General features: G+C 68.6%; 14 protein-coding genes and 1 pseudogene. 9 read left to right on the top strand and 6 right to left on the bottom strand.

All coding sequences use genetic code 11. The annotated features are described in order from the left end of the window. Positions 1-241: 241 nt before the first annotated feature. Positions 242-1,126 (bottom strand): sulfite oxidase heme-binding subunit YedZ, encoded by an 885-nt coding sequence (locus ACW9J6_RS22755; RefSeq protein ID WP_457118796.1) that lies wholly within the window; start codon positions 1,124-1,126, stop codon positions 242-244. Positions 1,127-1,247: 121 nt separating this feature from the next. On the opposite strand from ACW9J6_RS22755, the gene ACW9J6_RS22750 reads away from it, so the two are divergent. From ACW9J6_RS22750 to ACW9J6_RS22725, 6 genes and pseudogenes are all read left to right on the top strand, one after another. Then, positions 1,248-1,592, top strand: coding sequence for a hypothetical protein (locus tag ACW9J6_RS22750; protein ID WP_457118795.1), 345 nt, complete (start codon positions 1,248-1,250; stop codon positions 1,590-1,592). A 110-nt stretch (positions 1,593-1,702) separates the two neighbouring features. Continuing rightward, positions 1,703-4,015 (top strand): MHYT domain-containing protein, encoded by a 2,313-nt coding sequence (locus tag ACW9J6_RS22745; protein WP_457118794.1) that lies wholly within the window; start codon positions 1,703-1,705, stop codon positions 4,013-4,015. A 2,394-nt stretch (positions 4,016-6,409) separates the two neighbouring features. Further along, positions 6,410-7,582: a hypothetical protein gene (locus tag ACW9J6_RS22740; RefSeq protein WP_457118793.1), complete on the top strand. Its 1,173-nt coding sequence runs from the start codon at positions 6,410-6,412 to the stop codon at positions 7,580-7,582. Positions 7,583-7,654: 72 nt separating this feature from the next. Then, the gene (locus ACW9J6_RS22735; RefSeq protein ID WP_457118792.1) at positions 7,655-8,371 is read left to right on the top strand and encodes a calcium-binding protein; all 717 of its coding nucleotides are present in this window, start codon (positions 7,655-7,657) and stop codon (positions 8,369-8,371) included. Positions 8,372-8,473: 102 nt separating this feature from the next. After that, a complete protein-coding gene (locus ACW9J6_RS22730) occupies positions 8,474-9,832 on the top strand; it encodes an esterase-like activity of phytase family protein (RefSeq protein ID WP_457118791.1) in 1,359 nt (452 codons plus the stop codon). Positions 9,833-9,988: 156 nt separating this feature from the next. Next, positions 9,989-10,106, top strand: a pseudogene (locus tag ACW9J6_RS22725) (IS6 family transposase); the annotation flags it as partial. Positions 10,107-10,278: 172 nt separating this feature from the next. Here ACW9J6_RS22725 and ACW9J6_RS22720 read toward each other — a convergent pair. After that, on the bottom strand, positions 10,279-10,731 hold the full coding sequence (locus tag ACW9J6_RS22720; RefSeq protein WP_457118790.1) for a cupin domain-containing protein: 453 nt from the start codon (positions 10,729-10,731) through the stop codon (positions 10,279-10,281). 268 nt (positions 10,732-10,999) lie between these two features. After that, positions 11,000-11,866 (bottom strand): UTP--glucose-1-phosphate uridylyltransferase, encoded by an 867-nt coding sequence (locus ACW9J6_RS22715; RefSeq protein ID WP_457118789.1) that lies wholly within the window; start codon positions 11,864-11,866, stop codon positions 11,000-11,002. Positions 11,867-12,012: 146 nt separating this feature from the next. Here ACW9J6_RS22715 and galE point away from each other — a divergent pair, with 146 nt between their 5' ends. From galE to ACW9J6_RS22700, 3 genes are all read left to right on the top strand, one after another. Beyond that, entirely contained in the window at positions 12,013-13,005 is a 993-nt protein-coding gene (galE, locus tag ACW9J6_RS22710; protein ID WP_457118788.1) for a UDP-glucose 4-epimerase GalE, read from the top strand. 12 nt (positions 13,006-13,017) lie between these two features. Then, complete coding sequence (locus ACW9J6_RS22705; RefSeq protein ID WP_457118787.1) at positions 13,018-14,187, top strand: lytic murein transglycosylase; 1,170 nt, start codon at positions 13,018-13,020, stop codon at positions 14,185-14,187. A gap of 89 nt (positions 14,188-14,276) precedes the next feature. Next, complete coding sequence (locus ACW9J6_RS22700; protein WP_457118786.1) at positions 14,277-15,716, top strand: SGNH/GDSL hydrolase family protein; 1,440 nt, start codon at positions 14,277-14,279, stop codon at positions 15,714-15,716. A gap of 357 nt (positions 15,717-16,073) precedes the next feature. Here the strand turns inward: ACW9J6_RS22700 and ACW9J6_RS22695 are convergent, their stop codons facing one another. The 3 genes from ACW9J6_RS22695 to gltB all read right to left on the bottom strand — a co-directional run bounded on the left by ACW9J6_RS22695 (position 16,074) and on the right by gltB (position 23,104). Beyond that, entirely contained in the window at positions 16,074-17,501 is a 1,428-nt protein-coding gene (locus tag ACW9J6_RS22695; RefSeq protein ID WP_457118785.1) for a glutamate synthase subunit beta, read from the bottom strand. 68 nt (positions 17,502-17,569) lie between these two features. Further along, positions 17,570-18,160, bottom strand: a complete 591-nt coding sequence (locus ACW9J6_RS22690) for a glutathione S-transferase family protein (protein WP_457118784.1) — start codon at positions 18,158-18,160, stop codon at positions 17,570-17,572. A 252-nt stretch (positions 18,161-18,412) separates the two neighbouring features. After that, positions 18,413-23,104 (bottom strand): glutamate synthase large subunit, encoded by a 4,692-nt coding sequence (gltB, locus tag ACW9J6_RS22685; protein WP_457118783.1) that lies wholly within the window; start codon positions 23,102-23,104, stop codon positions 18,413-18,415. Between the last annotated feature and the right edge of the window lie 587 nt (positions 23,105-23,691).

Raw genomic sequence — 23,691 nt, 5'->3', positions numbered from 1 at the left:
TTACATCGGACGCGGGCGCATGCGCTGAGAGCATTACAGTCAAAATCGATCAGGATATCTTATCAGCTGAACCAAGCAGGCGCAGCCCGCGGCGCCCGCCCTGTCGCAGGGTCGGATGCCCCCGTGACGCAGTCGCCGGCGCGCCCGGGGCCGCGATCGCCTTGGGACCGCCCGCGCCGCCGCGCGGGTTGCTCTGGGGCGACCGCCCTCGGCGTCGGCGGGTGCTGCCCCGCGGCCGGTCTCACTCGGCGGGGGAGGCGCGCAGCGCCCCGCGAGCAGCGGGCGGGCGGGCCGCGTCGCGGCCGGCCCGCCCGCCGCGCAGGAGGTTGAGCGGGACGCTCAGCCCGACGATCCCGAGCACCCACCAGGCCGGGCGCAGATCGGCCAGGGAGGAGAGATCGAGATCGGCCGCCAGCACCGCGCCCGCCGGCACGCCGGTCGCGGCCGCGTACCAGGCGGCCTCCAGGCCCGCCGTGGCGAGGCCGGAGGCCAGCGCGAGGCCCGCCAGGGTCAGCGGGTTCGTCGGCACGCGCCGATGCTGCATCAGGCGCCAGCCCATCAGCGCCAGGAACAGCCCGCTCCAGAGCACGGGCCGGGAGACGTCGATCTTCGACTGCAGGAAGAAGTGGAGGAGGCCCAGGGCCGCGATCCCGTAGACGAGCCGGTGCAGCCGGGTCCAGGTCCGCCCGAGGCGGCGGATCATCCCATCCGTGGAGGTGGCGCCGAGCACGGCGAGCCCCACGAGCGCCGCGAAGCCGATCGTCAGGTAGATGCGGAAGGCGATCTCGCCCGCCACCCGGGCGAGGTCGAACTTCTGGTCGGCCGCGTAGAGGACGAGGTGGATCAGCGCGTAGGACAGGGCCGTCAGGCCGAGCATGCGCCGCACCAGGATCAGCCGCGGCCAGTCGGCGATGCGCCGCAGGGGCGTCACCGCCAGGGAGGCGATCAGGGCGTAGACGGTCCAGTCGCCCATGGCGTGCAGGAAGGCGGTCAGGGGCTTGGCGCCGAGCCGGTCGAGGCCGAAGGCCGCCGCGTAGGCGAGGCCCGGCGCGAGCGCCGCCAGGAAGGTGGCGAGCTTGAGCCGGGAGAGTCGGCCGGCACGGTCGAGCCAGGGGAGGGCGAGCATCGCGGAGGGGACCGGGTTCGGGATGGAGGACGGACGGGCTTCGTGCCAGATAGGCGCGGGGTTACGCCCGCGCCGCGCGTGCGTCCACACGATGGCGTGATGCCCTCAAGGAGGAACCCGCTTGTCCCGCCGCCATCGCACGGCCGCCCCGCCGACGGCCCTCCTGCTCGGGCTCGCGCTCGCCCTCCCGGCCGCCGCGCCGGCCCGCGCCGGCTGCACGCCGCCGGAGCCGCCGCCCCTCGCCGAGAAGCCCCAGCGGCCGCCCGAACCCCAGAAACCCGCCTGCCTGTCCGCCAAGGAGGGCTGCCCCGGCTTCGAGGCCTACGCCTTCGCGGACGCGGTGAAGGCCTACAACGCAAAGCTGCCGGCCTACCGGGCGGGCGCGCAGGCCTATGCGGGCAAGCTCAAGGCCTACGTGGACGCCGGCGTCGCCTACGCGAATTGCGAGATGAAGTCCCTGCAATAGGCTGGGCCGGGGGCGCGCCGCCGCGGAGCAGGTCCGGCCGCCGGATATCAATTGATACAGTGCCCGGGTATGATTACGAAGGGCGCCGAACCGGTCGCCCCACGAGCCGCATGTCACACCCGGGTAGCCACGACGCGGTCCTCGTCGCGTTGTCCGTCCTGATCGCGATGATCGCCTCCTTCACCGCCCTCGACCTCGCCGCGCGGATGCGGGCGGCCTCGGGCTGGGCGGCCTCGGCCTGGCTCGCCACCGCGGCGCTGGCGATGGGCGGGGGCATCTGGTCGATGCACTTCGTCGGCATGCTGGCCTTCAGTCTGGCGGGGATCGACGTCCGCTACGACCTCGCGCCGACGCTCGTCTCGCTGGCGCTGCCGATCGGCGTGACGGCCCTCGGCTTCGCGGTGGCGGGCCGCCGCTCCCCGACCCCGGCGTCGCTCGCCGCGGGCGGCCTCGCCATGGGCCTCGGCATCGCCGCCATGCACTACACGGGCATGGCGGCGATGCGGATGCCGGCCAGCCTGCACCACGCGCCCGGCTGGGTGGCGCTCTCGCTGCTGATCGCCGTCGGGGCCGCGACGGTGGCGCTGCGGCTCGCGGCCCGGCCGGTGAGGCTGCGGGAGCGGGTCGGCGCCGCCGTCCTGATGGGGCTCGCGGTCTCCGGGATGCACTACGCGGCCATGCGCGGCGCGGTGTTCACGCCGCGGCCGGATCTCGCCGCCGCGGCCGGCGGGACGGGCCTGCGCCAGACCGTCCTCGCCTTCTGGGTGAGCGGGACCACCGTCCTGATCCTGATGCTCGCCCTCGTCGCCGCCACCGTCGACCGGCACCTCGCCGAGCGGGCCGCCCGCGAGGCCGAGGCCCTGCGGGCCAGCGAGGAACAGGTCCGCCTGCTCCTGCGCAGCGTCACCGACTACGCGATCTTCATGCTGGACGCGGAGGGCCGCGTGGCGAACTGGAACGCGGGCGCCGAGCGCATCAAGGGCTACCGGGACCACGAGGTGGTGGGGAGCCACTTCTCGCGCTTCTACACGCCGGAGGACCGCGCCCGCGACCTCCCCGGCCACGCCCTGCGCACGGCCGCCACGGCGGGCAAGTTCGAGCACGAGGGCTGGCGCCTGCGCAAGGACGGCAGCCGCTTCTGGGCGAGCGTGGTGATCGACCCGGTGCGCGACGGCGGGGGACGGCTGATCGGCTACGCCAAGGTCACCCGCGACATCACCGAGCGCAAGCAGGCCCAAGAGGCGCTGGAGGAGGCCCGCACCGCGCTGTTCCAGGCCCAGAAGATGGAGGCCCTGGGGCAGCTCACGGGCGGCGTCGCGCACGACTTCAACAACCTGCTGATGGCGGTGCTGGGCTCCCTGGAGCTCCTGCGCAAGCGCCTGCCGGACGACCCGCGGCTGACCCGCCTCCTCGACAACGCCGTCCAGGGCGCCGAGCGCGGGGCGGCCCTGACCCAGCGCATGCTGGCCTTCGCGCGGCGCCAGGACCTCCGGCCGGAGCCGGTGGCGCTGCCCGACCTCGTGCGGGGCATGGCGGACCTGCTGCAGCGCTCGGTCGGGCCGGCGGTGCGGATCGAGACGCGCTTCCCGCCCGGCCTGCCCGCCGCGATCGCCGACGCCAACCAGCTCGAACTGGCCCTTCTCAACCTGGCGGTGAATGCCCGAGACGCGATGCCGGGGGGCGGCTGCCTGACGCTGGCGGCGCGGGAGCTCGCCGCCGACGCGGCGGGCGACCTGCCCGCCGGAGCCTATCTCTGCCTCTCGGTGACCGATACGGGGGAGGGCATGGACGAGGCCACCCTGGCGCGGGCGCGGGAGCCCTTCTTCACCACCAAGGGGGTCGGCAAGGGCACCGGGCTCGGCCTCTCGATGGTGCACGGGCTCGCCGAGCAGTCCGGGGGGCGGCTCGTCCTGCGCAGCCGCCCCGGCGCCGGGACCACGGCCGAGATCCTGCTGCCCGCCGCGGGCCGGGACGCCGCCCCGCCGGCCGCCGCCGCCCGGGCCCCAGCCCCCATCGCCGTGTCCGGGCGCGGGCTCACGGTGCTGGTGGTCGACGACGACCCCCTGGTCCTGGAGAACACCGCCGCGATGCTGGAGGATCTCGGGCACCGGGTGATCGCGGCGCGCTCGGGCGAGGAGGCCCTCGGGCTCGTCGCGCGGGCAGGCCACCTCGACCTCGTGCTCACCGACCAGGCGATGCCGGGCATGACCGGGCTTCAGCTCGTCGAGCGGATCCGGACCCTGCGGCCGGAGATCGGGACGATCCTGGCCTCCGGCTACGCGGAGATCCCGAGCGGCGCGAGCCCCGCCGTCACCCGGCTCGCCAAGCCCTTCGACCAGGCGGGCCTCGCCCGGACCATCCGGGCCGTGGCGGCCGGGACGGCGAAGGAGCCCATCGCCGCGGCCCGGTCGCGCCCGCACTGACCCGCCACGGCCCTGACACCGGCCTCGCATATGACGGCGAGCCTTGACCCAACGTGAGGTCCTGTTCCGATTCTCCGGATCTCGGTGGGTGATAATGACGCGAACCCGAGCCAGGCGTTACCACTTCTTCCCGTCTACTACCCGGGAGTTTCCGGCACGCTCTTGAGCAAAATCTTGTCGTCTAGCCTTGTGATTTGTAACTTTCGTCCTCAACGCATCGATAGCGACCTTGAAGTGAATGTTCGCGAAATTGGAGCCAGACAACGATGTTGAATTCTATATCCTATCCTAAAAGGACATTTTCAGCAATCTTCGGCGAACGAACTAAGGCTGTGCGTGCTCTATCCGGAGTATTACTGAGTGTCGCCCTGATGTATATATTTATAGACCAACGGATCGCATTTTGTTATTGTTTTCCGAATGAATATTTCGCGATCATTTCACAATTAGCAACTGGACGTGCTTTGGTAATAGCTTTGGATATTTATTCGTTTTTTATAGCTATATTTGCCGGAGTAGAAGTCAAAGCTGCACTCCTTGTTTCGCTTCTTGCAAACTATTTTTTGCATCATGCGATTTCGGGACATGGATCGTGTGCCGACAGTCTTATTTTAGATGCAAAACATTCATTAATATATCTGTCGGATTTACTGTATCAAGGCATGGTCGTTTTTTTAGTTTTGAAAAGATGTTTGTTTGTAAGTAGAAAATTGAGTAATTATTCTTCGTTCGTCACCATTCTATCTTACATTATATTGACCTTGCTGTTTTTAAATTATGTGCCGGACATTGAAGATTTGCTGGATCGGTCCCCGATATCATTCATAAGCGGCAATAATTATGTAGCATATGGCTTAACTCCCGTTATAATTCCTATTCTGATAGCCGCGATAGGCGGTAATAAAGCCAAAATGATACTTATATTTCTGCAGTGCGTCCATGTATTAACCCTCTGGCGGTTGTTTTTAGAGCATGGTCAGAACTTTAATTTTCTCCATGGAAGGTCAGCGCAAGTACTCGATATGACCTGTATCCCGCTAGAGATGTTTTCGTATACTTTTGGTGCAGTGTACGTGTCGTACGTAGCGGTCAAACATATTTATGTTGCTTTCAAGTGTTTCACTCAATCATTTGCTGAATTTCGTGCCTCAAGTTGATCCAGGAATGTCATCACGCCCCTAACGATCCGTGCTACCGACCCGTGAACGGCGCCGCATCCGAGTTTGTGACAAGCCCGACCTGCGCACCGTCGTCGACACTGCCCGCGTCGCGACGGCCGGCCCATTCGCCACCCTCCTCAAGACTACCACCGCTTGATCGCTTCCCCCACCCAGCCCACCTCACTGCAGACAAGCTCGGTTGCCTTCTCTTCCGAGGCAGACGCTACGGGTAACTGCTCCGATCAAGTCTCGGTCAGCCATTCCGATTAGTTCTTATACAACTAAATAATATTTTTACCAATACATATAAGAACAAAGCAGATCCAGCAATACTGTTTGGTATATCTAATATAGCAAAGCCATTTTGTACCATTTTCCTGCTTAAAAAATCGAACTTGCTATTGTTTCCTAAGAACGTGATCCATAGTACGAAGTTATAATAAGCGAATGGTACGAGCATAACAATCTTATGCTTGAGCGAAAGGAATATTGCGGCAAAAATGGCCATTGCATCGCCAACACGAAGCCAAAAAAGTCCCAGCAAATCTTCCGATAGACCGATTTCAGAGATCCATATGATATGCTTGTAATTCGCAATGCGTGCAGTCGAAACCATCGTAATGAGTAAGAGAGACAAACAGACGTCTGCTGCACAACGGGGCATAAACGAGTTTCTTTTATCAAAAAAATGCACTAAAATTGATATAATCATACCGGCTAGATGTATCGATTCTAACAAAATAAACCAAAGTATTTTTTCTCCTTGGTCGAACTCATCGATTGAATTTGCGGACAGAAATATATATTTGTGACTTACTAGTATTATAAAAACAGTGCAAGCACATGATGCTATAAGAACGGCAACTATTTCTAATTTGTATTTCGGAGTCAAAAATGCCGAGATCGTATCAAATGAGCACGCGATCAGGAGATATAATAGAAGCTGCCATGCGTTTTCTGCAAAAAAATATTCTAATGGACGGAGAAACGACATTCTCAATATAAATATATAAAACATCGATGTTGCAAACACTACTATTCGACAAAACAACGATGTGATAGAGGCAGTCATTTCCATCTTCAAATCCCGCATCTCATCACCCCATTATCGAAATTGCTGAATTTCAACGCATGCGTTTATCCAAAAGATTCGTGAATTGCTGAAGCCTGCAAAAATCCATGGCAAGTGATATATCCAAGTGATATATCATGGCAACTTCGAATCAAACCGCAGATGCGATTTCCCCTACGGCATTTTCTGAGAACCGGCACCGCCACCTTCACGCGCGCGGACGGCACGACCGGGACCGCGGCCGAGCTGAACCTCCGCGTCGACAACCAGAACAGCCGGTACCAGGGCGATGCCATCGCCGTCACAGCCGACGCTGCGGCGGCACCGGATCTGAAGGGCCACGGGACGCTCGTCTCGCTGCGCGAGGCGTTGAGCCACCGGACGGCCGGCATCGGAGAGGTGCAGGCGGCGCTGGCGACGATCACCGGGCCAGACCTTAAGCCCCTCGTTCAGGCGATCCGTCCCGTTCTGACCGCCTGGGTCGAGGGCTCGCCGCTGCGGCTCGCAGATGGAACCATGGCCGAGGCTCTTCCGGACGGAAAGGCGTATCCCGACATCTCGGTTCTACGATCGTCTGACAATAAGCTACTCGACTACGCCTACGACGTTGCAGACAAAGCTCTGACGAGCGACGACCAACGTCCGACGCGAACCTGGTGGTTCGCGTCGGGCACGATCCTGTCCTACACGCATCTCGGCTCGACCGCCGACCCGGATCTGGTGGCGATCACCCGAGGGTCGGTTCCCACGGCCACGGTCGAGGATCAATTCTCGTTCGAGGACCGGACCTACTCCCGCACAACACGCAGCTTCGCCGACGGCGCCACCCTCGTCGTGCTCGTTCCCTCGAACGAAACCGCTTCGGTCTCCCAGCACCTGTTCGCGAATGACAACGCGGCGGTGTTGTCAGCGATTCCGGGGATCGACCTCCGCTTCTTCGAGCGCTACCTCGGCGAGACGTTGCTGGTGAAGCCCGACAACATGAAGGCCGGGCTCGAGGCCGTCGAACTCGCACTGAAAACCATCGACGAGGGCCTGCATCTGATCGCGGTGCGCATCGCGATCCAGGGCGGACCGCTGGCCTCGCTTTTCACCGGGCTTCGCTACGACCCCGCAGACGACCAGTTCCATGCCACGACGGATCGGCAGCTCGTTCCCGTCTACGAGGCGCTGCTCGATCGCGTCGCGGCGACCGACGCGCCCCTTGCGACCTTGTCGGGCTGGAAACCGTTCATGGACGTGATCGTCGGCGATTTCGCCCGCGACAACCACGGCGAGAAGAACTACGGCTTCCTCGCCCAGCAGATCCTAACGGCGTTCGAGGAGAAGACCTAACCGTTCTCGGCGCTCGACGTCCTTGAAAGGATCGACGTGCCGCGGGGTATCTTCGTTGCTCCCTCGGCGCAGATGACAGGAACCGACGAGGCGGACATCTTCTACCTCGATCAGGACAACCAGACCGCCAGCGGTGGCCTCGGTCTCGACAACTACATCGTCGGGCGCTCGTTCGATCACGCCGTGATCGACGACATGGAGGAGGCGGGCAAGTCGTCGAGCGACGACATCCTGCGCTTCACGAGCCTCAAGCCGGCCGACGTGACGGTCACGCGGGAGGGCATCGACATCGTGATGACGGTCACGGCGACCGGGCAGACCCTGAGAATCAAGAACGAGTTCGAGCCCCGCATTCCCGGCATCTTCGGCGGCAATTTCGGTCCGGACGGCGGCGTGACGCAGGTCGTGTTCGCCGACGGCACCGTCTGGTCGCGGTTCGATCTCTCGTGGGCCGCCGCCACGCATCCCGACGATGCCTCGACCGTCGTCACCGGGACGGACGCACCCGACGTGATCAACGGCGGAAAGGGGAACGATACACTCCGGGGCGGCGGCGACGGCGATCTGTACCTGTTCAACAGGGGCGACGGCCAGGATCTCATCGAGGACAACGAGACCAACGTCCTTCGCAACGACGGTTTGGACGTCCTGGCCTCCGGCTACGGCGAGATCCCGAGCGGCGTCAGCCCCGCCGTGGCGCGGCTCGCCAAGCCCTTCGACCAGGCGACCCTCGCCCGCGCCGTCGCGGCCGCCGCGGCCGTCCGAGACGCGCCCGCGATCGCGCGTTGATCGCGCCCGGGCCGAGGCGGCGTCGCAGCCCGGCCGGAATGTCACGGCCGTGACATCGGCTGCGCGCAGAAGGGCCCCGCCCTGACCCTCGGTGAGGCTTCGATGCGATTCTCCCGTCCGGCCGCCAAGGCCATCGCGCTCATCCTCGGCCTCGCCTCGGCCGCCCGGGCCGAGCCCCAGGCCTTCCCGGCCCTGCTCGCCGGCCACGCGATCCTTCCGGCGCAGAGCTTCATCGAGGCGCCCGCCGACGCGCCGCGCGACCTGACCGTCGCCGGCAAGTTCACCACCGGCCGCCGCGTCGACGCGGCCGGCACGGTCGAGGGCCTGTCGATGGGCCGCCCCACCGGCGTGAAGCTGCCCTTCCGGGGCCAGCCGCTGCAGGGCCATTCCGGCATCCGGCGCATGGCGGACGGGACGTACTGGGTTCTCACCGACAACGGCTACGGCTCGAAGGCGAACTCGCCCGACGCCATGCTCTACCTCAACCGCTACCGGATCGACTTCGACCAGGGCAGCGTCGCGCGGCTCGAGACGATCTTCCTGAGCGACCCCGACCGGCGCGTGCCGTTCCGGATCGCCAACGAGGGCACCGAGACCCGCTACCTGACGGGCAGCGACTTCGATCCCGAGAGCTTCCAGTTCGTCGGCGACGACCTCTGGATCGGGGAGGAATTCGGACCCTACCTGATCCGCGCCGACCGCAGCGGGCACGTGAAGGCGGTGTTCGAGACCACCGCCTCCGGCAAGACGGTGCGCTCCCCCGACCACTACGCGGTGACGACCCCGGCGGTCCCGACCGCCCCGGTGGCGTTCAACCTCAGGCGCTCGAAGGGCTTCGAGGGCATGGCGGTCTCGCCCGACGGGCGCTTTCTCTACGCGCTCCTGGAAGGCCCGCTCTGGGACGCCGATGCCAAGGACTGGGAGAAGCGGGATGGTCGGGAATACCTGCGCATCCTCGAATTCGACGTGGGCGCGACGGCCTGGACGGGGCGGTTCTGGACCTATCCCCTGGAGCAGAACGGCAACGCCATCGGCGACTTCAACCTGATCGACGGGACCACCGGCCTGATCATCGAGCGCGACGACGGCGAGGGCACTCCCGACAAGGCCTGCCCTCCGGGCGGGGAGAAGCGCACCGACTGCTTCTCGGTGCCGGCGCGGTTCAAGCGCGTCTACAAGATCGAGATGACGGAGGCGAACCAGGGCGGCCCGGTGCGCAAGATCGGCTATGTCGACCTCCTCGCCATCGCCGATCCGCACAAGCGGGCCCGCAAGCCGCTCACCGGCGGGGTCCTGGCCTTGCCGTTCCTGACGATCGAGAACGTCGACCGCGTCGACGAGCGCCACATCATCGTGGGCAACGACAACAACCTGCCCTTCTCGGCGAGCCGCGATCCGAACGTAGCCGACGACAACGAGTTCGTGCTGCTCGACGTCCCGGATCTCCTGAAGGCGAAGTAGGCCGGGCCCGGCGGGGCGAGGCCGATCGGCGTGACGGCCCGGCAGGGGATCGTCATCGTGGAAGGATCGTCGCTCGCACCGCGGCGATGCACGCGTCCGCCTGGACGACGGCCCAGGCGGCTCGGATTGCCCCGAGTTGCTCAATCCAATCCCTGTTTCGAGGCGATGCTCTGGCTGCGCAAGGGCTTCGGATTCGCCGGGGCTTGGACCCGTGCGGGAGCAAGATCCGCTTCTCGCCACCCGCTTCGGATGTCCCGTCGCGAACAAAGCATGAGACCGAGGGCGGACAGCCCCTTCTGCGGCCTGAGCCCGACTTGGTGCACCTCACAAAACTCCCGCTGCGCTGGAGGTGCCACAGCGAGCGACGACGGGGATCGGGAGTTTTGTGAGAGACGCTTAGCGACAGGGGGCGGCGCCGGTGACGAGGGCGATGCGGGGCCTGTCCGTCATGGACGGTTTCCGGTCGGGCGCGCGTCGGGCGCCGCACCGCTCTCGGCCGCAGCCGTCTCCGCTTCGAGAGGGATCTCGTCCTCCGGAGGCCGCCGCGGCGCGTCGATCGCCAGGACCACGAGGGGCTCGGCCAGGATGCGCGGCAGCGCGTGCGCGGCGCCGCGGGGAAAGACCAGCAGCTCCCCGGGACCGAACGCCGCCTCGCGCGCGGGATCGCCGCTCCAGCAGGTGCCCCGCCCCGACAGCACGTAGAGGTACTCGTCGCAGGTGCGGTGACGATGGGGCGGGACCGGCCGGTCCAGGCGCTGGACGCGCAGGCAGGCCGCCGCACGGTCGATCAGGACGGAGACGGCCCCTTCCGCCCCGGCCGCGTCCGGCAGGCCCAGCGCCTCCGCGATGAGGTCGAACCGCCCCGGATCGGGCGTCTGCGGGCGGTCGCTCTCGGCCATCGTCTCCTCCGCGCCCGGCGCGGGCGCCGCGAGAGTGGACGCGGGGCAGGAACGACACAACCCGGACGCGCAGGCTGCCTGTGAACGGGCGGCGTGCGCGCAGAAAAAAGGCCGCTCTCGCGAGCGGCCCGAAGTCTAGGGAGGAAACGCCCAAAGAGGGCTGCCGGACCGCGACGCCATCGCGATCCCGCAACGCAACATTTAAGGCGCGGCGCACAATCCGCAAGGGGAATTGAATGCCGCACCCCGCTGCGGGCGCATGGCCGCCTCACGCCCCGCGCAGAAGCTCGGCCATTTCCCGCTTGAGGTCGTCGCGCAGGTCCTCGCGCTCGAGGGCGTAGGCGAGGTTCGCCACCAGGAAGCCGAGCTTCGAGCCGGTGTCGTAGGTCCGGCCGCGGTAGCGCATGCCGTAGAAGGCCTGGCTCTCGGCGAGGCGCTTCATGCCGTCGGTGAGCTGGATCTCGCCGCCCGCGCCCTTCTCGCCCTTGCCGAGGATGTCGAAGATCTCCGGCTGCAGGATGTAGCGGCCCGAGATGATGAAGTTCGACGGCGCCGTGCCCTTCGGCGGCTTCTCGACCATCCCGGTGATCTGGAAGGTGTCGCCGTACTCCTCGCCGACGCTGACGATGCCGTACTGGTGGGTCTGGTCGGGGGCGACCTCCTCCACCGCGATGATGTTGCCGCCGTGGCGCTCGTAGGCGGTGAGCATCTGCTTCATCGAGCCGCGGCTCAGCATGTCGGGCAGGATCACCGCGAAGGGCTCGTCGCCGACGATCTCGCGGGCGCACCAGACCGCGTGGCCGAGGCCGAGCGGCGCCTGCTGGCGGGTGAAGCTGGTCTGCCCGGCCTTCGGCAGGTCGCGCTGCAATTCCTCGTAGGCGGCCTGCTTGCCGCGCTCCTGGAGGGTGCGGTCGAGCTCGAAGGCGATGTCGAAATGGTCCTCGATCACCGCCTTGCCGCGGCCGGTCACGAAGACGAAGTGCTCGATCCCCGCCTCCCGGGCCTCGTCGACCACGTGCTGCACGACGGGCCGGTCCACGACCGTCAGCATCTCCTTGGGCACCGCCTTGGTCGCCGGCAGGAAGCGGGTGCCGAGACCCGCGACGGGCAGGACGGCTTTGCGAATGGGCTTCATCGTGGGTGATCCGCTCATTTTGGTACGGGTCGGGACCGGGCCCGGCGCGGCCCAGGCATAGCGCGGGACGGCGCCGCCGCACAGATCATTGACGCGCCAGCATCCGCCGGTAGTGATCGGACCGCAACGGAGTGGAGAGCGGGCAGATGGCGGTTCTGGTCACGGGCGGCGCCGGTTATATCGGCAGCCACATGGTCCTGGCGCTCCTCGATGCCGGTCAGGACGAGGTCGTGGTGATCGACGACCTGTCCACGGGCTTCGCCTGGGCGCTGCCGCCGGAGGTGACTCTTGTGCAGGGCGACATGGGCGACCAGGCCCTGGTCGCGGAGACGATCCGCCGCCACAAGGTCGACGCCATCGCGCATTTCGCCGCCAAGATCGTGGTGCCGGATTCGGTCTCCGACCCGCTCGGCTACTACCTCAACAACACGGTGAAGTCGCGGGCCCTGATCGAGGCGGCGGTCCGCGAGGGCGTGCGCCACGTGATCTTCTCCTCGACGGCGGCGGTCTACGGCGAGCCGGCCGTGGTGCCGGTGCCCGAGGACCTGCCCACGAACCCGATCAACCCCTACGGCCGCTCGAAGCTGATGACCGAGTGGATGCTCGCCGACGCCGCCAAGGCGCACGGGCTCACCTCCGTCGCCCTGCGCTATTTCAACGTGGCGGGCGCCGACCCGCGCGGGCGCTCGGGCCAGTCGACCCCGAACGCCACGCACCTGATCAAGGTCGCCACCCAGGCGGCGCTGGGGACGCGCAGCCACCTGGAGGTGTTCGGCACCGACTACCCGACGCCGGACGGCTCCTGCCTGCGCGACTACATCCAGGTCTCGGACCTCGCCGACGCGCACCTCGTGGCGCTCAACCACCTGCGCGGGGGCGGCGAGAGCCTGACCCTGAACTGCGGCTACGGGCGCGGCTACTCGGTCCTGGAGGTGATCCAGGTAGTCAAGGAGGTGTCGGGCAAGGACTTCGAGGTGCGGCTGTCGCCGCGCCGGCCGGGCGATCCGTCCCAGATCATCGCGGGGGCCGACCGCATCCGCGAGCGCCTGGGCTGGCAGCCGAAGCACGACGACCTGCGCGGCATCGTCGAGCAGGCCCTCTCCTGGGAGGCGTCGCTCGCCCGGCGCAACCAGCGCTAGGAGCCGCTCCGCGTGCTCCGCCGGAGTCTCCTCGCGGGCCTCGTCCTGGCGCCGGTCGCCGCCGCGGCGGGGGATTTCAGGGCCTGGATCGAGGCCCTGTGGCCCCTCGCCGAGGCGCGCGGCGTGTCGCGGGCGACCTTCGACGCCGCGTTCCGGACCGTCACGGCGCCCGACCCCTCGGTGCTCGCCCGGCTTCAGCGCCAGGGCGAGTTCGGCCGCCCGATCTGGGAGTACCTCGCCGGCGCGGTCTCGGCGACGCGCGTGGCCCGCGGGCGCAGCGAGGCGGCGCGGCGGGCGGACCTCCTCGGGCGGATCGCGGCGCGCTACGGCGTCCCGGCGCCGGTCCTGCTGGCGGTCTGGGGCATGGAATCGGATTTCGGCGCCGGCACCGGCAGCGTGCCGACTCTGCGGGCGCTGGCCACCCTGGCGGAATCCGGCCAGCGCGGCGACCTGTTCCGGGACGAACTCCTCTCCGCCCTGGAGATCCTGGAGCACCGCGACGTCGCGCCGGAGGGGCTCAAGGGATCCTGGGCCGGCGCCATGGGTCAGACGCAGTTCCTGCCCTCCGTCTACCTGCGGGCGGCGGTCGATTTCGACGGCGACGGGCGGCGCGACATCTGGACCTCGGCGCCCGACGCCCTCGCGTCGATCGCGAACTTCCTCGCACAGGCCGGCTGGCGCCGGGACCTGCCCTGGGGGCTGGAGGTGCGGCTCCCCGCCGGCTTCGACCTCGCGCGCTATCGCGGCCCCCTGTCGGATTTCGCCGCCCGCGGCGTGGTGCGGGCGGACGGGTCGGCGGTGCCGGGATCCGGCGAGGCGAGCCTGTTCCTGCCGGGCGGGATCGGTGGGCCGGTCTTCCTGATCACCGACAATTTCGAGGCCTTCCGGGCGTACAACACCTCGGATTCCTACGCGCTGGCGGTCGGGCTCCTCGCCGAGCGCATCGGCGGGGCCGGGCCCCTTGCCGCAGCCTGGCCGACGACGGCGCCGCGCCTCGACGGGGCCGGCCTCACGGCGCTGCAGCAGGGGCTCGCGGCCCGCGGCCTCTACGCGGGCCCCCTCGACGGGCGCGCCGGGCCGAGGCTGCGCGAGGCGGTGCGCCGCTACCAGATCGCCGCCGGCCTGCCCGCGGACGGCTACGCCACGCCGGCGCTGCTGGCGCATCTGCGCCGCGCGCCCTGACCCGGCGAAGGCGCCGCGCCCCCGCGGGTGCGATCGCGGCCGTCATGCGTTATCGTCCGGGTTTCCCGAAGGGACGAGGCGGGGGACGCATGAGGTGGCGGAGGATCGCCGGTGACGCGCTGCGGGGTCTGGTCTGTGCCGGCCTCCTGGCGACGGCCGTGCCGGCGCGGGCGCAGTGGTGGGGCGGCAACGACGACGCCTACCAGGCGCCGCGGCCGGACCCCTACGGCGCCCGGTCCCGCGGCTCCGATGACGGCTATGGCGGGCGCCAGGGCTATTACCGCCGCGCGCCAGCCCCGCAGCCCCAGCCCCAGCCGCAGCGCTGGTTCTGGGAGCCCGAGCCGCCGCCCCAGGCCGCGCCGCCGCCCCAGGAGCGCAGCTACGGCGGCTACCGGACGCCCCGGCCCCGCTACCGCGACGCGCCGCGGGACACCTCCATCTCCCGCGAGACGCGGCGCAGCCGCGAGGGCCGCTCGGTGCAGCACCGGCCCAAGCCCCGGCCCGCGCCCGCCGTGGCGGCGGCGCCCGCCCCGAAGCCGAAGGCCAACCCGTCGGTGCAGATCGCGGTGTTCGGCGATTCCCTCGCCGATCTCCTCGGCAAGGGCCTGGAGGCCGCCTACGAGGCGAATCCCGACATCCTCGTGATCCGCAAGGCGCGGGGCGACAGCGGCCTCGTGCGCAAGGACGTGGTCGACTGGCCGAAGGCCGCCGAGGAGTACCTCAAGTCCAACCCGAAGCTGACCTACGCGGTGGTGATGGTGGGCGCCAACGACCGCCAGAGCCTGCGCGAGGGCGATGCCAGCCTCGATCCGCTCAGCGACCGCTGGCGGACGCTCTACCGCGACCGGGTCGACGCCCTGCTGAAGGTGTTCGCGGACGCCAAGGTGCCGGTGGTCTGGGTCGGCGAGCCGCCGATGAAGAACGAGGCGCTCTCGGCGGACCTGATCTCGATCAACGAGATCGACCGCGACCGGGTGCAGCGGGCGGGGGGCGTCTACGTCGACATCTGGCCGGCCTTCGTGGACGACCAGAACCGCTACGCGGTGACCGGCCCGGACGTCGAGGGCCAGTCCGCCAAGCTGCGCACCACGGACGGCGTGCACTTCACCCAGGCCGGCGCCCGGAAGGCGGCCCACTTCGCCGACGTGGAGATCAAGCGGCTGATGGAGAGCCGCGGCGGCGGCCCGGCCGTGCCGGACGCGGTGGCGGCCCCGGGCCCGGCCGCCCCGGCCGAGACGGCCCCGAGCGCCAAGACCGACGACGACGACGCGGCGATCGACCGGCGCATCGCCACGATGCTGCCGAGCCTGCCCGAGCCGCCCGGCATTCCGGCGCTGCCGGTCAAGCCGAGCGCTGGCCCGGTGGTGCCGCTCACCCGCAACGAGGTCTCGCCCGGCGGGCAGCTGGTGACCGGGCGGCCGCGGGTGGAGGGCGATGCCGGCTACGTGGTGGAGCGGGCGCTCACCCGCGGCGCCCCGCCGAGCCCGCAGCCGGGGCGGGCGGATGATTTCCGGTGGCCGCGGGGCTGAGGGGCGGCTCGCGCCGAACTCCCGCCTTCTGCGCACGGCCGTCCGGGGAAGACTGGAGGCGCCTTTTCGTGGGCTTTGGTCTTCGAAAAAGGCGAATTGAACAACGAACGACGCCGCTCCAGTACGCGCGGGATCCCCTCTCCCGAGTGGGAGAGGGGTAGGGGTGAGGGGCGGACGCTTCAGCAAGAAGTCTGAACCGTCGAGCTGCGAGCTGCACGGTTCACATTTCTAGCGAAGGCCGAGCCACCCTCACGCGGGATCTTCGATCCCCCGGCCCCTCTCCCACTCGGGAGAGGGGAGACGTGCCTCACAGTTTTCCGGACAGCCATGCGGAGAGGGGAGGGTTCGCTCCCCGCCTCACAGCGGCAGGGTCGTCTCGCCCATCAGCGCCGCGTCGATGGCCCGCGCGGCCTGGCGTCCCTCGCGGATCGCCCAGACCACCAGGGACTGGCCGCGGCGCATGTCGCCCGCCGCCCAGACCTTCTCGTTCGAGGTCCGGTAGCTGGTCTCGTCGGCCTTGACGTTGCCGCGCCGGTCGCGCTCGACGCCCGATTCCTCCAGCAGCCCCTTCGCCAGCGGGCCGGCGAAGCCGATCGCCAGGAAGACGAGGTCGGCGGGCAGCAGGAACTCGCTGCCCGCGATGGGCTGGCGCTTCTCGTCGACGCGGGCGCAGACCACGCCCTTCACCCGGCCCTTCTTGCCCTCGATGCGCAGGGTCGCGGCCTGGAACTCGCGCTCGGCGCCCTCGGCCTGGCTCGACGAGACCCGCAGCTTCGTCGCCCAGTAGGGCCATACCGCGAGCTTGTCCTCCTTCTCCGGAGGACGGGGCCGGATGTCGAGCTGCGTCACCGACAGGGCGCCCTGGCGGAAGGCGGTGCCGACGCAGTCCGAGGCGGTGTCGCCGCCGCCGATCACCACCACGTTCTTGCCCGAGGCGAGGATCGGGGTCTCGCCCGCCACCGCCTCCTCGGACCCGACCCGGCGGTTCGACTGCACGAGGTAGGGCATGGCGAAGTGCACGCCCTCCAGGTCCTGGCCGGGCAGAAGCGGGTTGCGCGGGTCCTCGGCGCCGCCGGCGAACAGCACCGCGTCGAACTCGTTGTGCAGGCTCGCGAAGGAGCGGGTCACGCCCACGTTCACGCCGTAGTGGAACTGCACGCCCTCGGCCTCCATCTGGCGCACGCGGCGGTCGATGTGGCGCTTCTCCATCTTGAAGTCGGGGATGCCGTAGCGCAGCAGGCCGCCGGCCTTCGGCTCGCGCTCGAAGACGTGGACGTCGTGGCCGACGCGGGCGAGCTGCTGGGCCGCCGCGAGGCCGGCCGGGCCCGAGCCGATGATCGCCACCCGCTTGCCGGTCTTGACCTGCGGCGGCTCGGGCACGACCCAGCCCATGCTCCAGGCCTTGTCGGCGATCGCCTGCTCGATGGTCTTGATCGTGACCGGCTGGTCCTCGAGGTTGAGGGTGCAGGCCTCCTCGCAGGGCGCCGGGCAGATGCGGCCGGTAAATTCGGGGAAGTTGTTCGTCGAGTGGAGGTTGCGCGACGCCTCCTCCCAGTCGGCGTTGAAGACGAGGTCGTTCCAGTCCGGGATCTGGTTGTGGACCGGGCACCCCGTCGGGCCGTGGCAGAACGGAATGCCGCAATCCATGCAGCGGGCCGCCTGCTTCTTCAGGTCGTGCTCGTCGAGCGGCAGGGTGAATTCGAGGAAGTGCCGCACGCGGTCGCCGGCGAGCTGGTACTTCTGCTCCTGGCGGTCGTATTCGAGGAAGCCTGTGACCTTGCCCATCGGGAAAACTCGACGTCTGGAAGAGAGGACGGATCGGACCTGCGGCTCGGGCGCGAGCGGCAGGGATGTCAGGTGTCGCGCGGCAGGCCGAGGTCCCGCGTGCAACGGGCGAGCCAATCGCGCACGGCCGGCCTCGCGCTCAAGCTGAATCCGCCCTCGTCGGCGAATTGCGTATAGGCGAAGAGGGCGATGTCCGCGATCGTGAAGGCTTCCCCTGCGAACCACGGGGCGGCGACCAAGCGTCGCTCCATCAGATCGAGGGCCGCCTCGCCGCCCGCGACCTTCTTCGGGTCGCGGGTCTCGGCCGGCTCGCCGCGGTAGCGCATGTGGAAGCGGCAGACCGCGATCGTCGGCTCGTGGCTGTACTGCTCCCAGAACAGCCACTGGTCGATCTCGGCCTGGATCCACGGATCCTCCGGCAGCAGGCGGCTGCCCCGGGCGAGGAACCGCAGGATGGCGTTCGACTGCGCGAGCGTGCGCCCGTCGTCGAACACCACGCCCGGCACCTGCCCCATCGGGAAGCGGGCCAGGAACTCCGGGGTGCGGGTCTCTCCCCGCATGATATCGATGGGCACCAGGGTGTAGGGCAGGCCGAGGACGTCGGCCACGTAGGTCACCTTCAGGCAGTTGCCCGACATCAAGTCGCCGTAGAGCTTCACCGCTTCCTCTCCCCCTCTCCCATCGCCGCTCACCAGGGTCGCACCTCATCCCTCCCCCCTCTGCGGGGGAGGGTGCCCGGCGCAGCCGGGCGGGAGAGGGGAACCACGCTTCAGGTTAGATCGAGACCGGGGTGAAGGGCGCCGGACCCAGCAGCGTCGCGCCGGCCCCTCTCCCGGCCTGCGCCGCAGGCCACCCTCCCCGCAGAGGGGGGAGGGTTCGCCCACGGCCGCGCCCGTCCTCTCGTGCCCGCGCTACTCCGCCGCCACCGGCATCCGGGCCCGCTCCATCTCGCGAAGCGCGCGCCGGTACTCGACCGGCATCACCTTCACGAACTTGGTGCGGTACGTGTCCCAGTTGTCGATGATCGCCTTGGCGCGCACCGAGCCGGTGTACTTCAGGTGGTTGTTGATGAGCCCGACGAGGCGCGCCTCGTCGTGGCCCGACATATCCGCCAGGATGTCGATGCGCCCCTTGGTCTCCAGGTCGCCGTCCTGGTGGAAGCGGCGCATGAACTCGTCCTCCTCCTCGACCGGCTCCAGGTCGACCATCGAGAGGTTGCAGCGCTTGGCGAAGGTCCCGTCCTCGTCGAGCACGTAGGCGATGCCGCCCGACATGCCGGCCGCGAAGTTGCGCCCGGTCTCGCCGATCGACACGACCACCCCGCCCGTCATGTACTCGCAGCCGTGGTCGCCCATGCCCTCGACCACCGCGATGGCGCCCGAGTTGCGCACCGCGAAGCGCTCGCCGGCCGCGCCCCGGATATAGGCCTCGCCCGCGATCGCCCCGTACAGGACGGTGTTGCCCACCATGATGGTGCGCTCGGCCGGCGCCTTGAGGGCGTCGGAGGGGCGCAGGATCAGCTTGCCGCCCGACAGGCCCTTGCCGACGTAGTCGTTCCCGTGGCCGGTGAGGATCAGCGTCACGCCCGCCGCCAGCCAGGCGCCGAAGCTCTGGCCGGCCGTGCCGGTGAGCCGCACGGTGAGGGTGTCGTCCGGCAGCCCCTCGTGGCCGTGCGCCTTGGCGACGAGCCCGGAGAGCATCGCCCCGGCAGCGCGGTCCGAGTTGCGGATCACGTCCTCGACGCTGGCCGGCTCGCCCGTCTCGATCGCGTCCCCCAGCGCCGCGATCAGCCGGCGGTCGAGCACGTGGTCGATCGGGTGCTTCTGCGCCTCGACGTGACGGATCGCGACGTGGTCCGGCACCTCCGGCTTGTGGAACAGCCGGGTGAAGTCGAGGCCCTTCGCCTTCCAGTGCGAGATCGCCGCGAGCTTGTCGAGGTAGTCCGAACGCCCGATCAGCTCGTCGAGCGTCGTCACGCCCAGCGAGGCCATCAGCTCGCGCACCTCCTCGGCGACGAAGAAGAAGTAGTTGATGACGTGCTCGGGCGTGCCCTTGAAGCGCTTGCGCAGCACCGGGTCCTGGGTCGCGACACCGACCGGGCAGGTGTTGAGGTGGCACTTGCGCATCATGATGCAGCCCGCCGCGATCAGCGGCGCGGTCGAGAAGCCGAACTGGTCGGCCCCGAGCAGGGCCGCGATCAGCACGTCGCGCCCGGTGCGGATGCCCCCGTCCGCCTGCAGGGCGACGCGGCCGCGCAGGTGGTTGAGGACCAGCGTCTGCTGGGTCTCGGCGAGCCCGATCTCCCAGGGACCGCCCGCGTGCTTGATCGAGGTGAGCGGCGCCGCACCGGTGCCGCCGTCGTAGCCCGAGACGGTGATGTGGTCGGCGCGCGCCTTGGCGACGCCGGCCGCCACCGTCCCGACCCCGACCTCGGAGACGAGCTTCACCGAGACCTCGGCCGCCGGGTTGACGTTCTTGAGGTCGAAGATCAGCTGGGCGAGGTCCTCGATCGAGTAGATGTCGTGGTGGGGCGGCGGCGAGATCAGGCCGACGCCCGGCGTCGAGTGACGGACCTTGGCGATCTTGGCGTCGACCTTGTGGCCGGGAAGCTGGCCGCCCTCGCCGGGCTTGGCGCCCTGCGCCACCTTGATCTGCATCATGTCGGCGTTGACGAGGTACTCGGTGGTCACGCCGAAGCGGCCGGAGGCCACCTGCTTGATCGCCGAGCGCCGCGAGCGCCCGTCCGGCAGCGGCCGGTAGCGCTCGCGCTCCTCGCCGCCCTCGCCCGAGTTCGAGCGCCCGCCGAAGGAGTTCAGCGCGATGGCGAGGGTCTCGTGCGCCTCCTTGGAGATCGACCCGTAGGACATGGCGCCCGTGGCGAAGCGCTTCACGATCTCCGCCGCCGGCTCGACGGCGTCGATGTCGACGGGAGTGCGCCCGATCTCCGCCGCGCTCTTGATGCGGAAGAGGCCGCGCAGGGTCTTGAGGTGGTTCTCCTGCTGGTTCACCAGCCGGGCGAATTCCCGGTAGCGCTCGGGCAGGCGCATGCGCACGGCGTGCTGGAGCGTCGCCACCGTGTCGGGCGTCCAGGTATGGGCCTCGCCGCGCAGCCGGTAGGCGTACTCGCCGCCGACGTCGAGGGCGTTGCGGTAGACGGGCGCGTCCCCGAAGGCGTCGCGGTGGCGCCGCAGCGTCTCCTCGGCGACCTCGGCCATGCCGATGCCCTCGATCGTCGTCGCCGTGCCGAAGAAGTCCCGCTCCACGAAGGACGAGTTCAACCCGACCGCGTCGAAGATCTGCGCGCCGCAATAGGACTGGTAGGTCGAGATGCCCATCTTGGACATCACCTTGAGCAGGCCCTTATCGATCGACTTGATGTAGCGGTAGACGATCTCGTCGTCGGAGATGTCGGGCGGCAGCTCGTCCTTCATGGCGAGCAGGGTCTCGAAGGCGAGGTAGGGGTTGATCGCCTCGGCGCCGTAGCCGGCGAGACACGCGAAATGGTGCACCTCGCGCGGCTCGCCGGACTCGACCACGAGCCCGACCGAGGTGCGAAGCCCCTTGCGGATCAGGTAGTTGTGCACCGACGCGGTGGCCAGCAGCGCGGGGATCGGGATCCGGTCCGGCCCGGTCGCCCGGTCGGAGAGCACGATGATGTTGTAGCCGCCGCGCACCGCCGCCTCGGCCCGGTCGCAGAGCCGGTCGACGGCGCCGTCCATGCCGGCCGCGCCGAGCTCGGCCGGGTAGGTGATGTCGAGCGTCTTGGTGTCGAACCGGTCCTCGAAATGGCCGATGCAGCGGATCTTCTCCAGGTCCGCGTTGGTCAGGATCGGCTGGCGCACCTCCAGCCGCTTCTTGCGGGAGGTGCCCTCCAGGTCGAGGATGTTCGGCCGCGGCCCGATGAACGAGACGAGGCTCATCACGGCCTCCTCGCGGATCGGGTCGATCGGCGGGTTCGTCACCTGCGCGAAGTTCTGCTTGAAGTAGGTGTAGAGGAGCTTCGGCTTGTCGGAGAGCGCCGAGAGCGGCGTGTCCGAGCCCATCGAGCCCACCGCCTCCTGGCCGGTCACCGCCATGGGCTGCATCAGCAGCCGCAGGTCCTCCTGCGTGTAGCCGAAGGCCTGCTGGCGATCGAGGAGCGAGACGTCGGTGCGCGACTCGCGCGGCTGCACCGGGCGCAGGTCCTCCAGCACGATCTGGGTGCGCTTCAGCCACTCCTTGTAGGGATGGGCGGCGGCGAGGTCGCGCTTGATCTCCTCGTCGGAGACGATCCGGCCCTTGTCGAGGTCGATCAGCAGCATGCGGCCCGGCTGCAGGCGCCAGGATTCGACGATCTTGTCGTCCGGGATCGGCAGCACGCCCATCTCGGAGGCGAGGACCACGAGCCCGTCCTCGGTCACGACGTAGCGCGCCGGGCGCAACCCGTTGCGGTCGAGGGTGGCGCCGATCTGGCGGCCATCCGTGAAGGCGACCGCGGCCGGCCCGTCCCAGGGCTCCATGAGCGCGCCGTGATACTCGTAGAAGGCGCGCCGCTCCTCGCTCATCAGCGGGTTGCCGGCCCAGGCCTCCGGGATCAGCATCATCATCGCGTGGGCGAGCGAGTAGCCGCCCTGCACGAGGAACTCGAGGGCGTTGTCGAAGCAGGCGGTGTCGGACTGGCCCTCGTAGGAGATCGGCCACAGCTTCGAGATGTCGTTCCCGAACAGCTCGGAATCCACGCTCGCCTGGCGCGCCGCCATCCAGTTGACGTTGCCGCGCAGCGTGTTGATCTCGCCGTTATGCGCCACCATCCGGTAGGGGTGCGACAGGCGCCAGGTCGGGAAGGTGTTGGTGGCGAAGCGCTGGTGCACCAGGGCCAGGGCCGAGGTGAAGCGCGCGTCCGTGAGGTCGAGGTAGTAGCGGCCGAGCTGGTGGACCAGCACCATGCCCTTGTACACGATGGTCCGCGACGACAGGGAGACCGGGTAGAACTCCTTCAGCGCCGGGTCCTTGAGGGTGTAGACCGCGTTCGAGATGACCTTCCGGCACAGGTACAGCCGCCGCTCGAAGGCGTCCTGGTCGGGGCTGGAGGCGGGGCGGCCGATGAAGACCTGCCGGTGGCGCGGCTCGCTCGCCTTCACGCTCTCGCCGAGGTCGCTCGAATCGACCGGCACGTCGCGCCAGCCGATCAGCGTCAGGCCCTCGTCGGCGACCGCCTTCTCGACGATCCCGACGACCTGCTGGAAGCCCGCCTCGTCGCGGGGCATGTAGAGCTGGCCGACGCCGTACTGGCCCGCCTCCGGCAGGGTCAGGCCGAGGCGCTCGGCCTCCGCGGCGAAGAAGGCGTGCGGGATCTGGACCAGGATGCCGCAGCCGTCGCCCATCTTCGGGTCGGCGCCGACCGCGCCCCGGTGGTCGAGGTTCTCCAGGATCTGCAGGCCCTGCTGCACGATGGCGTGGCTGCGCCGGTTGTGCATGTCGGCGACGAAGCCGACGCCGCAGGCATCCTTCTCGCGCTTGGGGTCGTAGAGCCCCTGCTCGGCCGGCAGGGCCGGGTCGCGCACGACGAGGGCGCGCGCCGCCGGCGCGCGGGTGGGGTGCTGGGAGGGGTCCAGGCCGCTCATCGTCTCGTCTCCCGTCGGCGCCCGGCCGGGCGCAGCTGCTGCCACACGGCCGGCGGCGCGCCGGCGCATCGTTCCGGAGGCCCCGCCCGGGCCGTCGAGGCCGCGGAAGGGGCACGCTCGGCGGACCCTTCCGGGCCACGCTCGGTGTCGCTCGGCGAGGCCTCCGCATGGGGCCACCGCATCGTTCTGTTGGAGGTTCGGCCGCGTCTCGCGTCAGGGGAGCGCCCGCACCTCGCGGACGCTTCGCGGCTTCGTCAGCCGGCGCGCGTCCGCACCGCCCGCGGGGCGGTGCCTTTCGGATCTCGTTTGGTCACCGTGCAAGCCATGGACCAGCCCGCCAAGACGACGCCACGCGGAACCCGGACCGCGGGGGCCCGGGACGAAATGGGACAGTGCTCCTGTCCTATTTGCGGACGTTGCCAGATTTCAACGGCTCCAGCAAGGGCCGCCCCGGCCCTGCCGCGTGATTTTCTTGCGTTATGCGGCATGCCACCGCAACGAACGTACAAAACCGCTCCCGGTGACGCACGATCGTCGCGAAAGCCGGGACGCCGGGGCGGCCCTGCATGCCCGCCATGATGCCGCCG

The organism is Methylobacterium sp. JK268 (genome assembly GCF_054052225.1).
This window is presented reverse-complemented; position numbering and strand designations above follow the sequence as displayed.

Coding starts and splice junctions, on each gene's coding strand:
- ACW9J6_RS22755 (WP_457118796.1), bottom strand. CDS start 1,126: ATGCTCGCCCTCCCCTGGCTCGACCGTGCCGGCCGACTCTCCCGGCTC.
- ACW9J6_RS22745 (WP_457118794.1), top strand. CDS start 1,703: ATGTCACACCCGGGTAGCCACGACGCGGTCCTCGTCGCGTTGTCCGTC.
- ACW9J6_RS22740 (WP_457118793.1), top strand. CDS start 6,410: ATGCGATTTCCCCTACGGCATTTTCTGAGAACCGGCACCGCCACCTTC.
- ACW9J6_RS22735 (WP_457118792.1), top strand. CDS start 7,655: ATGACAGGAACCGACGAGGCGGACATCTTCTACCTCGATCAGGACAAC.
- ACW9J6_RS22730 (WP_457118791.1), top strand. CDS start 8,474: ATGCGATTCTCCCGTCCGGCCGCCAAGGCCATCGCGCTCATCCTCGGC.
- ACW9J6_RS22720 (WP_457118790.1), bottom strand. CDS start 10,731: ATGGCCGAGAGCGACCGCCCGCAGACGCCCGATCCGGGGCGGTTCGAC.
- ACW9J6_RS22715 (WP_457118789.1), bottom strand. CDS start 11,866: ATGAAGCCCATTCGCAAAGCCGTCCTGCCCGTCGCGGGTCTCGGCACC.
- galE (WP_457118788.1), top strand. CDS start 12,013: ATGGCGGTTCTGGTCACGGGCGGCGCCGGTTATATCGGCAGCCACATG.
- ACW9J6_RS22700 (WP_457118786.1), top strand. CDS start 14,277: ATGAGGTGGCGGAGGATCGCCGGTGACGCGCTGCGGGGTCTGGTCTGT.
- ACW9J6_RS22695 (WP_457118785.1), bottom strand. CDS start 17,501: ATGGGCAAGGTCACAGGCTTCCTCGAATACGACCGCCAGGAGCAGAAG.
- gltB (WP_457118783.1), bottom strand. CDS start 23,104: ATGAGCGGCCTGGACCCCTCCCAGCACCCCACCCGCGCGCCGGCGGCG.